This window comes from Myroides sp. LoEW2-1 (genome assembly GCF_009767705.1).
GTDB classification, from domain to species: Bacteria; Bacteroidota; Bacteroidia; order Flavobacteriales; family Flavobacteriaceae; genus Flavobacterium; species Flavobacterium album_A.
In genome coordinates this window covers 1-13,731 of sequence record NZ_WSPP01000065.1, presented here as the reverse complement: position 1 = coordinate 13,731, position 13,731 = coordinate 1, and the positions used below count along the sequence as shown (strand labels likewise).

10 protein-coding genes are annotated in these 13,731 nt (G+C 35.8%); 6 read left to right on the top strand and 4 right to left on the bottom strand.

Features of this window, described 5'->3' with window-relative positions:
• Window positions 1-178: 178 nt before the first annotated feature.
• The 3 genes from GOQ24_RS05170 to GOQ24_RS05160 form a co-directional block, all read right to left on the bottom strand.
• A complete protein-coding gene (locus tag GOQ24_RS05170) occupies window positions 179-1,417 on the bottom strand; it encodes a DUF445 domain-containing protein (protein WP_230381542.1) in 1,239 nt (412 codons plus the stop codon).
• 41 nt (window positions 1,418-1,458) lie between these two features.
• The gene (locus GOQ24_RS05165; RefSeq protein ID WP_155092723.1) at window positions 1,459-3,141 is read right to left on the bottom strand and encodes an RluA family pseudouridine synthase; all 1,683 of its coding nucleotides are present in this window, start codon (window positions 3,139-3,141) and stop codon (window positions 1,459-1,461) included.
• A gap of 397 nt (window positions 3,142-3,538) precedes the next feature.
• Window positions 3,539-4,630: a serine hydrolase domain-containing protein gene (locus tag GOQ24_RS05160; RefSeq protein WP_155092722.1), complete on the bottom strand. Its 1,092-nt coding sequence runs from the start codon at window positions 4,628-4,630 to the stop codon at window positions 3,539-3,541.
• A 203-nt stretch (window positions 4,631-4,833) separates the two neighbouring features.
• Here GOQ24_RS05160 and ffh point away from each other — a divergent pair, with 203 nt between their 5' ends.
• The 5 genes from ffh to GOQ24_RS05135 all read left to right on the top strand — a co-directional run bounded on the left by ffh (window position 4,834) and on the right by GOQ24_RS05135 (window position 10,417).
• Entirely contained in the window at window positions 4,834-6,174 is a 1,341-nt protein-coding gene (ffh, locus tag GOQ24_RS05155) for a signal recognition particle protein (protein ID WP_155092721.1), read from the top strand.
• 81 nt (window positions 6,175-6,255) lie between these two features.
• Window positions 6,256-7,143 (top strand): bifunctional 5,10-methylenetetrahydrofolate dehydrogenase/5,10-methenyltetrahydrofolate cyclohydrolase, encoded by an 888-nt coding sequence (locus GOQ24_RS05150; protein WP_155092720.1) that lies wholly within the window; start codon window positions 6,256-6,258, stop codon window positions 7,141-7,143.
• A gap of 162 nt (window positions 7,144-7,305) precedes the next feature.
• Window positions 7,306-8,565, top strand: coding sequence for an FAD/NAD(P)-binding oxidoreductase (locus GOQ24_RS05145; protein ID WP_155092719.1), 1,260 nt, complete (start codon window positions 7,306-7,308; stop codon window positions 8,563-8,565).
• Between the two features lie 111 nt (window positions 8,566-8,676).
• Complete coding sequence (locus tag GOQ24_RS05140; protein ID WP_155092718.1) at window positions 8,677-9,117, top strand: bleomycin resistance protein; 441 nt, start codon at window positions 8,677-8,679, stop codon at window positions 9,115-9,117.
• A 58-nt stretch (window positions 9,118-9,175) separates the two neighbouring features.
• Window positions 9,176-10,417, top strand: coding sequence for a PQQ-binding-like beta-propeller repeat protein (locus tag GOQ24_RS05135; protein WP_155092717.1), 1,242 nt, complete (start codon window positions 9,176-9,178; stop codon window positions 10,415-10,417).
• 172 nt (window positions 10,418-10,589) lie between these two features.
• Here the strand turns inward: GOQ24_RS05135 and GOQ24_RS05130 are convergent, their stop codons facing one another.
• The gene (locus GOQ24_RS05130; protein WP_155092716.1) at window positions 10,590-11,321 is read right to left on the bottom strand and encodes a phytanoyl-CoA dioxygenase family protein; all 732 of its coding nucleotides are present in this window, start codon (window positions 11,319-11,321) and stop codon (window positions 10,590-10,592) included.
• 208 nt (window positions 11,322-11,529) lie between these two features.
• On the opposite strand from GOQ24_RS05130, the gene GOQ24_RS05125 reads away from it, so the two are divergent.
• Window positions 11,530-13,305, top strand: a complete 1,776-nt coding sequence (locus tag GOQ24_RS05125; protein WP_155092715.1) for a MutS-related protein — start codon at window positions 11,530-11,532, stop codon at window positions 13,303-13,305.
• Window positions 13,306-13,731: the final 426 nt, after the last annotated feature.

Below are 13,731 nucleotides of genomic sequence, written 5' to 3'. Positions count from 1 at the left end.
ATTCTGAATTAATTATAGAGAATATAGAATTGCTTACTGATTTCAGTATGAGTTCTTCTAAACGGATTCTTTTTTGATCCGGTATATTACCAAATTTAGTGAATACGATTCTATTTTTGACATTTTATAGCAGTCAAAATATGTTTGATTTGTATAATTTTAACGATGATTTATTTACTTATAGTAATAAATGCGTAATAATGTAAATCCCAAGACCAACAAGCCCTCCTACCAGTGTACCGTTAATGCGGATAAACTGTAAATCTTTTCCTACTTCTAACTCCAGTTTGTCACTTAATTCTCTACCATCCCAGCGATCCACCGTGTTTCGAATTAGCTCTCCTACTTCTTTTGTGTTTTTAAGTGCTAATTTGTAAATCGTGTGTTTGATCCAATTATTGATTTTTAACTGCATCTCTTGGTTCTGTTCTAAGTCAGTTGCGATGTTGTGAATTGCCGTGCTTATATAGTTTTGTAGGGTTGAACCTTCAGTTTCTAATTGCTCTATTATTGAACTTTTTGTTGAAGACCAAAAGTCTTGTACATAAGATTCTATTCTTTCAGGAGTAATGAATTGAGAAAGGATTTCTTGGAACTTGATTTTCCATTTTTCTTGACTGTCTATTTCAGCTGCGAGTACTTCTAATCGAGTTGTTATTTCTCCGCGAAGTTTGTGATTGGGGTTTGAGTTTATGTCTTCTAAGAAAGTGTGAATACCGTTGACTAACTGATTGGTTACTGCCTTACCTCCAACTAAACTTAGTAGCGGTTTTTTCTCTATAATGGCATTGTAGATTTCTTCTCTGTGTTCTTCTACATAGATTTGTGCTTTTGGCAAAATAACATCTAATAATCGTTGATGTTCTTTTTTCTCAATGGCGTACATTAAGCCTTGAGCAATAAAACTTTGTACTCGGATTGACTCTATTCCTTGTTGTGCTTTGCTACTGAAAAAGTTTACTACACTTTGATCATCTATGTCATTGACTATGTTTTTGGCAAGAATCCTACATTCCTTTTCAACAATCTTTTGATTGTGTTCTTGTCTAAGCCAATTTACCAGTAAGGTGGCAATGTCTAATTTTTCAACATAAGGGCGAATATTTTCTGCAGTTAAAAAATTATCTGTTACAAAGTCTCCAAGATTATCTCCTATTTTGTTTTTGCTATTGACAATTAGATTAGTATGTGGAATTTTTAATCCCATAGGATGTCGAAAGAGTGCAGTGACTGCAAACCAATCTGCTAATGCACCTACCATGGCCGCTTCAGAAAACGCTTTCACATACCCCATCCAATCTGCAGGACTGTTTTTCAAGGTGTAAACCATAGCGATGTAGGTAATTGCCATTAAGAAGAATAATCCAGTAGCGATGCGTTTGTGTTTGCGTAATTGGGACTGTTTATCAGACATCATAGTATATTATTTGATTAGTAAAGTTAACAAAAACTTCTCGTTTAGAACTTTTCTTTTACTTGAAAGCTAATCACTTCATAAGTCTTTGGATGTCTGAAAGTGATGCTTTCAGCATGTAAATACAGGCGATTTGCTTTGGTACCATACAGGTCATCTCCTACAATTGGCGTATTTAGTCCTTCTGGGTGTGAGGCGTGAACTCTCAACTGATGTGTACGACCTGTAATAGGGTAAAAGTACACTTTGGTTTTGCCTTCTTTTCGTTCGATTACTTCCCATTTTGTCTTTGCAGTTTTGCCGTATTCATAGCAAACCATTTGTCTGGGTCTATCGTCTAAATCGACTCTCAAAGGTAAGTCAATGATTCCTTGATCTCCTTCTATTGTACCATCGAGTAGCGCTACATAGCGTTTTTCTACCGTTTTTTTGATGAATTGACTTTGAAGTGCTTTGTGAGAATCCTTGTCTTTTGCAATGATTAATATTCCCGATGTAGCCATATCTAATCGATGTACGATTAGTGGTCCTGTAGCATTGGGATATCTCAATTTCATGCGTTCATAGACAGAGTCTTGGATATAAATGCCTGGAACAGATAGAAATTCATTAGGTTTATTGACGATTGCAAAGTAGTCATCTTCGAATACTACTTCTATGGGTTCGCTTAAAGATTGATTGATTAAAAGCGGGTTATCATCAACTTCTAACCCTTGTAACATATGACCTAAGATAGGTTCGCACTTGCCTCGACACGCAGGGTAAAAGTGTTGGTGTTTGCGTATCTCTGACTTGGGTGAATCTCCCCACCAAAACTCCGCCATACAGATAGGAGTATACCCTTTTAGATAAGCATACTGCAGAAGTTTTGGCGCAGCACAATCACCAGCTGCAGCGGGTGGTTGTTGTAGAGCTGTCTGTTTGAATATATCCAGTAAATCCTGTTCTTGTCCGTTGTTATTCAAAAATCGATATTGGTGAAATAACTTTGTTTGAAGGGCATTTGACTTTTGTTTGCGTTCTTCTTTTAAGGCATTAATAGTCTGTTCAAAATTTTGAATAATATCTTTGGTCTGATCAATTTGCTCTTGCCAATAGAGCATTAGTACTTTTAATTCGTGTTTGTCCCTTAGACTTTGTTTGATTAAATCTTCATTTAGCAACTGAAAGTCGCTTTCCGATAAAATTGCACTTTGTTGATCTCGTATCTTTTTACGCTGTGTTTTTAAGGATTTGAGGTTTTCTTTTTTGGCTGTAATAGCTTGTTTTTCTTCAGCAACTTGTGATAAAAGTAACGCTTTTGCATCTTGGTAAACTCGATCCTGTTCAAGAACATCAATCTGTTTGTTTATTTTGTTTAAGGTAGTTTCTTCTTTTACAAAAAAACCATCCTTATTCCACAGGTCAAAAACAGGGGGTACAAAACAATCTATAGCAGTATGGGTTCCTAACTTACCAGAAAAACCAGCCAAGTAACCAAGCTCGCCTAATTGATTTTTTACAATTAGAACTCCAAACATCTTACCAGTTGGTAAACACTGCGAGTTAGCTTTATCAAATAATGGGCTAATTAAATTATGTGAATGCAACTCTCTTTGCAATTCCTCAGCTGCTTGGATTGCAATAGGATGAGGTTCATAGTAAAAGGGATAAGTGAATTTTTTGGGTAATTCTATGTTTTTTATATCGGATTGAAATCTTCTAAATGCAGAGTCTAATGGAGACATATTATTGTTTATTTGACTGCAAAATTAAGGATAAAATTAATGAGAGTAAATATAGGTGGGAAGTAATGTTTTGTGTTAGTTGATTTTATGTGGGGGTAATTGAGCACTTTAGATCTTGTTCCAAAAGTTGTAGTTCGGTTTTTAAAATATGTTGATTTTGTCACTTTAGCAAAAGAGTATTCTAAAAGTGTTGTAATGGAAAATAACGAAGGAGCATAATAATAAGTATCTCTTATTAATACAATAGGGCATGTATCAACTAAATCTGAGACACTTGCGTGATAAAAATGGAGATAGGTGTTTTGGAGTGATGTGGAACTAAAAGACAACTCCTAAAAGATGTTTATTTGTAGTGTGAAATATTCTTTTAGGAGTAATCTTTAGCGCTTAGGGATACCTATTTATTAGCCTCCTTCATTGCTTGCACTATTTTCATTACAGCCTGTTGAGCGTTGGCAGTACCGCTGTTTGCCATGATGATATAGGCTGTATTGGTGATACCGTCTATTTGAGTATAGGTAAAGAATGTACCATCAGAACCAGCATGATCATAGACGCTTATTGTATCGTTCTTGAGTGTATTCCATCCGATGGCATATCGTTCCTTATAATTGAATATGTAATCGTATGTTTTAGCAGATAATACATTGCTTTGACCTGAAAGCCCTTGCAAATTGAGTTGAATGTATTTGATATAGTTTTCTATATTCATACTGAGGTCACCTGCTGGTTCGATCAGTGTGAGTGCATAGTTATAAGTGGGAGGTACGGATTCTAATACATCGTATTGCATAGCGTGTCCCCAAGGTTGGTTCTCCAAATTGCGATTAGGCCAACCAATTACAAATGAAATCCCCAGTTTTTTTGTTAGAATTTCTTTAGCTAATTCTTCCCAAGATTTTTGGCTTACTTTCTCTAACATAGTTGCAGCAATACTATAACCAGCATTTGAATAGGTATATCCATCTTGAGTTTCTATGGGATCCATGGTCAATACGTGTTTGGCAAATGCTTGTCTTTGTTCTTGTTTATTGCCCTTAAAGATTGGCAAAGTCAGGCGCTCTGTTCCACTTGTAAAAGCGTGAACTTTGGATCTATGTGATAAGTAATCCTGTAGCGTGGCCTTGTGATAAGCTGTATTTGATGAGTCTTTCAACTCAGGGAAAAGATCAAAGAAGGTCGTTTGCCAAGACAGCTTACCTTGCTCTACCAAGTTTGCAGCAATAAAACCCGTTATGGCTTTAGAATTTGATCCCAGGTGGAAGTAATCTTTGATATTTGCCGCTGTAGCAGTTGTTTGCTCTGCAAACTTGTGAAATCCTGTAATATCTACAGTTAAGATCTCGTCTTTTGTCACGATAGCGTAGGCGACTTCAGGAACATTGTGCAAGTTGCGGATACTATCAATTTTGTGGTGTAGATCTTGACTGTATACTGTATTAATCAACCCCAAAGTTAGTGTGGCAATGTATATTGTGAATTGTTTCATGTTTTTGATTTTATGTACAGAACTAATGTACAGTAATAAACAACACAAAGTAGTTTCCGCATTAAATAGTACTGCATCAGTAAGGAGAATTGCATTAATTAGATAGAATATTTAAAAAAAATAAGTTTTACTGCTTTTGCTTTTTGTGACTTAACAAGTTAAATACTATCTTTGGCACCTCAAAGTATTAAAATAATACCGATATGTTTGATAATTTAAGTGATAAATTAGATAAAGCCTTTCATATCCTTAAAGGACATGGCAAGATTACAGAAGTGAACGTTGCAGATACTCTAAAAGAGGTTCGTAGAGCCCTATTAGATGCCGACGTTAACTTTAAGATTGCCAAAGATTTTACCAATAAAGTAAAAGAAAAAGCCTTAGGACAAGATGTATTAACTACATTACAACCAGGTCAATTAATGGTTAAGGTGGTTAAAGACGAACTAACTCAATTAATGGGTGGTGAGGCTGCTGGTGTCAACTTATCAGGTACTCCTTCTGTTATTTTGATGTCTGGTTTACAAGGGTCTGGTAAAACGACTTTTTCTGGTAAATTGGCTAACTTCTTAAAAACGAAAAAGAATAAAAAACCTTTATTAGTAGCGTGTGACGTATACCGTCCTGCAGCTATTAATCAGTTGCACGTAGTTGGTGAGCAATTGGGTATTGAGGTTTATTCAGAAGAAGGAAATAACAATCCTGTTCAGATTGCTGAGAACGCAATTAAACATGCTAAGTCAAACGGGTTTAACGTTGTGATTGTCGATACGGCTGGACGTTTGGCTGTAGACGAGGAGATGATGAATGAAATAGCTAATATTCACAAGGCTATTACGCCACACGAAACTTTATTCGTTGTGGATTCTATGACAGGACAGGATGCTGTAAACACTGCAAAAGCTTTCAACGATAGATTGAATTTTGACGGAGTAGTTCTTACTAAATTAGACGGGGATACTCGTGGAGGGGCTGCAATATCAATTAAATCTGTTGTAAATAAACCTATTAAGTTCATCGGTACTGGTGAGAAAATGGATGCAATTGACATCTTCTACCCAGAGCGTATGGCTGATCGTATCTTAGGGATGGGAGACGTTATCTCTTTAGTTGAGCGTGCACAAGCTCAGTATGATGAAGAAGAAGCGCGTAAAATCCAGAAGAAAATTGCGAAAAACGAGTTTGGTTTTGATGATTTCTTATCTCAGATTCAACAAGTGAAGAATATGGGTAGCATGAAAGACTTAGTAGGGATGTTACCAGGAATGGGGAAAGCACTGAAAGATGTGGAAATTGAAGATGATGCTTTTAAACACATCGAAGCGATTATTCACTCAATGACACCAAAAGAGCGTTCTACTCCTTCTATTTTAGATGCAAAGAGAAAAGCGCGTATTGCTAAGGGATCCGGTACGGATATACAACAAGTGAATCAACTGCTGAAACAGTTTGACCAAATGAGCAAAATGATGAAGATGATGCAAGGAGCAAAAGGAAAGAATTTGATGCGCATGATGGGACAGATGAAAGGTATGCAAAGATAACATTAGAAGAAGGTTTAAGGTTCGTTATGAGGTTTAAACCTTCTTTATTTATACACAACAACACACTTATTACTATTTTTAATGCAACTACTAGACGGAAAAAAGGTATCGGAAGATATCAAGAATGAGATTGCTGTTGAAGTACAACAGATGAAATCTCGTGGTGAAAAAGTACCACATTTAGCAGCAGTTATTGTGGGAACTAATGGAGCAAGTTTAACTTACGTAGGAAGTAAAGTTAAGTCTTGTGAGAAAGTAGGTTTTGAATCTACATTAGTTTCTTTGCCAGAAGAAACGACAGAAGAAGAGCTTTTAGCTAAAGTCAAAGAATTGAATGCAGATCCTGCTATAGATGGGTATATCGTTCAATTGCCATTGCCCAAACACATTGATGAGCAAAAGATCTTATTAGCTATCGATGCAGATAAAGATGTAGATGGGTTTCACCCGACGAACTTCGGTCGTATGGCGTTAGAGATGGAGACATTCTTACCAGCTACTCCTTACGGAATCATGGAATTATTAGAGCGTTATAAAGTTGAAACTGCAGGTAAAAATGTGGTAGTTATCGGGCGTTCTCACATTGTAGGTCGTCCTATGAGTATCTTGTTAAGTCGCAAAGGTTATCCTGGAGATGCTACAGTAACACTGACACATAGCCGTACAAAGAATATAGAGGAGATTACAAGAGAAGCAGATATTATCATTTCAGCATTGGGAGTGCCTTATTTCTTAAAAGGGGATATGGTGAAGGATGGTGTGACTGTCGTAGATGTAGGTATTACTCGTGTACCAGATGCTACTAATCCTCGAGGTTATGTGATCGCAGGTGATGTGGACTTCGATGAGGTAAGCAAGAAAGCTGCGTTTATCACTCCAGTACCAGGTGGTGTAGGACCAATGACAATAGCAATGTTATTAAAGAATACTTTATTAGCGAGATCAAGAAGAGCTAAAAAAGGAGAATAAGAAGAAGATAAATTCGTTATATAAATACGAATAGATATAAGGCATACGATTTCGTATGCCTTTTTTTATATTTTGTATGACACTCATAGTATTGTAACATTTGTTACAATATATACGGTCAAGGATTGATATTTTAGTGTATAAAGCAAAACGACAACAAATATGGAAACTCATTATCAAATTCTCATTATTGGAGCGGGGACAGCAGGTATAATGACTGCTGCTCAGTTGAAAAAAAAAGACAGTTCATTAGAAATTGCAATAATAGATCCTTCTGAAAAACACTATTACCAACCTGCTTTTACATTAGTAGGTGCAGGTGTATATGATAAGCAGAAAACAATACGTTATACAAAAGACTTGATTCCTCGTGGAGTCGATTGGATTAAAGATGAAGTAATCACAGTGAATGCTGCTCAAAACAGCCTTTTGACTGCGGCTTATGGTGAATTTACCTATGATTATTTGGTGATCTGCCCTGGGTTGGTGAATGATTTATCTTTGATTGAAGGGTTGGAAGACGCTGTGAATAAGGGGGTGGTATGTAGTAATTATATCGATCCTGAATATACTTGGAAACTTCTGCAAGAGTTCAAGGGAGGTACAGCTATATTTACCCAACCCAATACTCCTATTAAATGTGGTGGTGCACCACAAAAGATAATGTATTTGGCTTGCGAGTATTTTAAACAAAAAGGAATAGATAAAAAGACTAAAGTCTATTTTCCAATGCCGGGAAGTGTGATTTTTGGAGTCAAGATTATTGCCGAAACTCTAATGGAAGTTATCCATCGTCATGATATTGATTTTATGCCATTTCACAACCCAATTCGCATTGATGCAGATCAAAGAAAGGCTTACTTTAAATTGACAAATACTCAAGATAACCACTGTTTTGTAACTACAGATTTAGATCATATTCGTCAATTAGAAGACGGTATAGTAGAGATGGAGTTTGACTTTCTGCATTTGGCTCCACCACAGACAGCTCCACTATTTATAAAGAATTCCAATTTAGTCAATAATAATGGTTGGTTAGATGTAGACTTACACAGCATGCGACATAAAAGTTTTGCTAATGTATTTGGCCTTGGTGATGTTGCGGGCTTGCCTACTGCTAAAACGGGGGCAGCTGTGCGCAAGCAAGTACCCGTTGTAGTTGACAATCTGTACAAATTAATTAAGGGTAAAGAAGCAGATAATTTCGACTATGAAGGTTATTCATCTTGCCCATTAGTGACAGGGTATGGAAAGATGGTATTGGCTGAGTTTAATTATAAAAATGAATTTATCCCTGATCCGAAACTAAAACAAATGTTGATTAAGGATAGCTCTAAGGAACATTGGCGCTTATGGGCTCTGAAGAAATACATCTTACCTTATTTGTATTGGAACAAAATGATGAAAGGCGAGCAAGTGTAGAATGGGGTTAATAGAGCATGTTGTATTGATAAAGAGACAATAGTCTACTCATTATAATAAACAAGAGAATTAGTGGAGTAGGAATGTTATATTTTTATTTAAAAGAACATTATGAGAAGTGACAATATAAAATGGGCAACTTTAGTGCCGGAATTTGTAGTATCTGATTTAGCTAAAAGCTTACAGTTTTGGTGTGATTACATAGGTTTTGAAGTAATGTATGATCGCAAGGAAGAGTACTTTGTCTATTTAGGTATGGGAGAAGCACAAGTAATGTTAGAACAATATAATCCTGCTGATAGAGAATGGGAGACAGGCATTATGGAAAAGCCATTTGGTAGAGGAATAAACTTTCAGATAGAAGTAAATGCTATAGCACCTATTCTAAAACGACTTCAGGAGGCAAATTATAATGTGTTTATAGATGTAGAAGATCGTTGGTATAGAGCAGAAGATGTAGAGTTCGGTCAGAAGCAGTTCTTAGTACAAGATCCAGATGGCTATTTATTGAGGTTAATCGAGAACTTAGGAGAACGAAAAGTAGCTGAATAAAGTGATTGCATTAGAAGACATAAGTCAATACTTTAGTGCTGTGATAAAAATAGAAAAAATGAAAACAAGAGAAGAGCTACAGAGTAAATGGTATAAGATAGGCGAGAAGTATGCTAAGGAGATTAATGAGATGGTTGCTTTTGGTGCAGAACATGGTTGGGATAATTGGGATGGTAAAGAAGCAGAGGATACAAGAGGTAAACTTGCAGAAGCAGTTATTGAGTTATTAAGAGAGGCAAATACTAATAGTACAGTAGATACTTTTAGACAAGAGTTTCCTCCTGCACACGCTCCCATCGTATCTATTCTTGATGATAAAGGGAGTTATATAGGAGATATTTGTTATATAGCAGAATTTAGCGTTGCTTTTATGCAAGGGACTTCTTATGAAGAAAGACAAGCATATATAGCAAAAGGAACTGAAGTAGTTGCATTAGACAAAGAGATTAAAAGCATCGGACAGTCTATGCGCAATCTTGTTTATGCGATAGCATACGCAGATAAGATAGTGACTCGTCAAGGATGGGAAGGAGAAATTATAACAGAGTTTACATTAGATACTTTAGCGAATATAGGCATTACAAGGCTTATTCCTTTTAATGATGGGCAGAAAGTATTGTTTATCTCTTCAGAGGGAATTTATTTATTAGATACTAAAGAAGAGAAACTGTTGTTTCCAATATTAGAAGAAGGTGAAGAAAATAATGGATTAGCAATGGATCACGCTACTTTGTCTCACGACAACAAGTATATTGTAGTAGGAGATCAGTGTAGTGATCACATTGTTTTGGACAATGAAGGGAAGAAAGTAGGAGTGGTAGGACCACAGTCCTCTTATCCACACTACTGCTTGTTTACAAAAGATGATACACAAGTTTTAGTTAACTCTTGTCATTTTTATAATGGGATATCTATTGGTGTGGCTGCCGTAAAACTTGTAGGTGCTGATATCCCAGGCTGGGAAGAGCATGAAGATATCACATACTTAGACGAGGGAATGCGTGTGTATGCTGGTGTGGCTTTTAATGACTACTATATCTTAGGAGATGCTTATGGATATATCAGAGCAATACATAAAGACGGAAGAGAGCTATGGCAGCACTTCTTAGGTTCTACCATTAGTGGAATGGTATTATCAGAGGATGATAAGACACTATATGTTGGTACGTATGCAGGTATATTACACAAGTTGACTTTGAATAAACCCGTAAGAGATACACATACTATAGGTACTGCCGATATTTATGAAGATTTCCGTTTGTTAGTTTGGAAGAATGAGAACAGCGTATTAGTGTGGTAATCACTTGATATAATAAGGAATAAAGCTACTTTACGATATGTTAAAGTAGCTTTTTTATACTAAGCTGATGGAGAAAGTTATGAAATCCATCAAGAACCTAAACAAAAAATAGTAGACTGGGTGTTAAAGCAGTAGTTGATTTACGTAGTACTTTTTATTTTTTAAAAAGAGATTAAAACACATTGTTGTTGAGCTGACTCAATTCCTCATCAGTAGGTTGATTTCGCTCATCTATAAACACTTTAAAAGCGGGAATGTCATCACAATAGATAATGTCAAGTGAGAAGCGATTGTTGCCATACAGTCCTCTGTGGATACTATTCGCAGAGAAGATAAGTAGATCACCTCTGTTTAGACTAATTATTTGCCCTCGCTCAAGAGCATCACTTGGTTGTCGACCATGCTGAGATAGTCTGGTATCTTCTTCTATTGGTAGGTCCCATTGATGGTGACTCCCTGGTATTAATTCTATTCCAGATTCTTCTGTTAGTGGTATTCTGAAGTGAATGACATTTTCTGTTTTAATCTTTTCTTGCTGTTCTTCTATCGAAAGTCCTGTATACTGTATATCGCGATGCCAATAGTTTTTTTGCTCCTTGTTATAAGGATCAAAGAATAGTTGAGTATTTAAAAATTTAGCTTTAGCAGGAAAGAGGTTTTCTACAATAGCAAGCAATCTTTCACTGGCTATGAATTTAAATAGTTGCATGCGTTCAGCCGTAGAGATAGAAGAACTTCCTGTTAGGCTATGACTATTGATTAGATGAGATTTGTAGACGTCTTGATAATCCTTTAACCACTTTTCGTGAAAGTTAATAAGAATAGGCTCTATGATAGCTAATTCACCTTCTGAGAAGAATAGTGGTAAATAGAGATAACTATTTTGATGAAAGTGATTATACATTAATGATTTGATTTGTATTTGATTAGTCGATTTCGAATATCGGTCCGTAAAACTCTCTTTGTATAAAAGGAATTTTAGACTGAAATATACGTCATTTTTTACATTGAGTTTTCAATAATATAGGGCAATTAAACGGGTAAGATATTTTTAATGGTGTATATTTGTTGGTACTTCTTTTTTTAAAGAACTCTAAAAAACAATTATACTCATGGAAATCTATACTAAGAGATATCACTTATTCCAAATACAATATAGTGCAATTCGTAAAAAATATAAACTGGTTGGTATAGCTCGTTTAGTTGTTTTTTTCGCTATTATCTATTGCTTTTATTTAGCTCTCTCCAATGCAAATGCTAATTACCTCTATGTTACATTAGCGGTTATTGTCCTTTTCTTAAGCTTGTTAAAACTACATGCTAATTATTCGTGGAGAATGCGATATATCCAAGCACTTTTAGATATCAATAAAAAGGAGATGGCTTTTGTAGAGAATGATGAGAGACCTTTTGACTCAGGTGATGAGTTTAAAACTACTGATCATCCTTATGCTTTTGATTTAGATATTTTTGGAAGCAAATCCCTGTTTCAGTTTTTGAATAGAACGGCCTCTTTTATAGGCAAGCAGAAATTAGCAGATTTGTTGAAATCAAAGTTAAGTTCGGATGAAATAGTAATGAATCAAGAAGCGATCAAAGAACTTTCTCAGAAGGTAGAATGGAGACAGGAAATTAATGCCTATAGTCAAATCTCTAATTTAGATGAGACAGCGTATAAGCGACTGCAAAAGTGGAGTCAATCCAATGTGGTTGGTTTGAGCAAAGTAAGCGTGTATTTGAGTTATGTTGTGCCCTGTTTATTGTTGCTGTCGATTATTGGATATTACCTTATCGATAGTTATGTATTTGGGTATGCTGTATCTTTATTATTTTCACTGAATCTTATTTGTACGTTGTCTAAAGCGAGGTATATACAAGCTGAACTTGGTGGTGCGGATAAGGTACACGAAACGATTAATAGCTATAGCTCTATAATCAAGCGCATTGAAAGAGAAACCTTTTCTACAGAGAAGATGAAAGGTTATATCAGCAAATTGAATGCGGACTCTTTTCAAGCCAGTAAAGAGTTAAAAGTTTTGTCGCGTTTATTCGAACAGCTTGAGACAGTGGGGAATATTTTTGTATTAATTGTATTCAATGGCTTTATTCAATACCATGTGCATATCTTTAATCGCTTTTCAAAGTGGAAGAAAGAGAAAGCTCATTTGGTACCTACGGCAATTGAGGTGATTGGTCAAGTAGAAGCTTTAAATTCTTTGGCAAATTACTCATATAATAATCGATCTTATACTTTCCCTACGATTAGCGAGAATGGAGAGATGTCTTTTAAAGATTTAGGACATCCTCTCATCAATGAAAGCAAAAGGGTGTGTAATGATATTGACTTTAGCAATCAGCGATTCGTCATTCTCACTGGTTCGAATATGTCAGGTAAGAGTACTTTCTTGCGAACAGTAGGAGTTAACCTTGTCTTGGCTGCTATTGGTGCCCCTATTTGTGCGTCAAATGCATCAGTGTTTCCGTTGCCATTATTTGTATCCATGCGCCTAACTGATTCTTTAGAAGATAGTGAATCTTATTTCTACGCTGAGGTGAAACGCTTAAAAATGATTATAGAACAAGTTCAAAAAGAGCCTTGTTTTGTTTTGTTAGACGAGATTTTAAGAGGAACAAATTCTGATGATAAACAAAGTGGAACCATAGGCGTAATTCACAAGTTGATTCGAGAGCAAACTTATGGTGTTATTGCTACCCATGATTTAGAAGTGTGTAATACTACTGCTGAGTATCCTGAAGTCTTAATCAACAAGTGCTTTGAAGTTGAGATTAAACAAGATGACTTGCATTTCGACTATAAAATAAGAGATGGCGTGTGTCAAAATAAGAATGCAACTTTCATCATGAAAAAAATGAATATTATCGATTAACTATTATCAATAGAAAATACAAAAAAGTCACCGAAGTGACTTTTTTTGTGGGATTATGGAAAATTAGCAAAGGGCTAAAAGTGCATTTAGCCTGCGTTTGCTGTACAACTATATTAGGACGAGACAGCTTTGGCAGGTAGTGGTCGCATAGTGATGGCATAGTGGTCGCATTGTTTTGCCTATTTTTAATGCGACCACTATGGGATCAAATGATTATCACAATGGCATCATCAGTAAGGATATTGCAAAAAGAACCTGCTTAGATCCTTTATCGTATTTGGAAGATATACAACATGAAGAAGCTAAACAGGTACCAAAAAAAAGGAGGCTGTCTAAAAAGCCTAAAAAACAAAACCCCGTCTAAAAAAGGCGGGGTTTTTTCATTGTTTGTCCTCAAAAATAATTATCTTCAAGGTGCAACCAAAC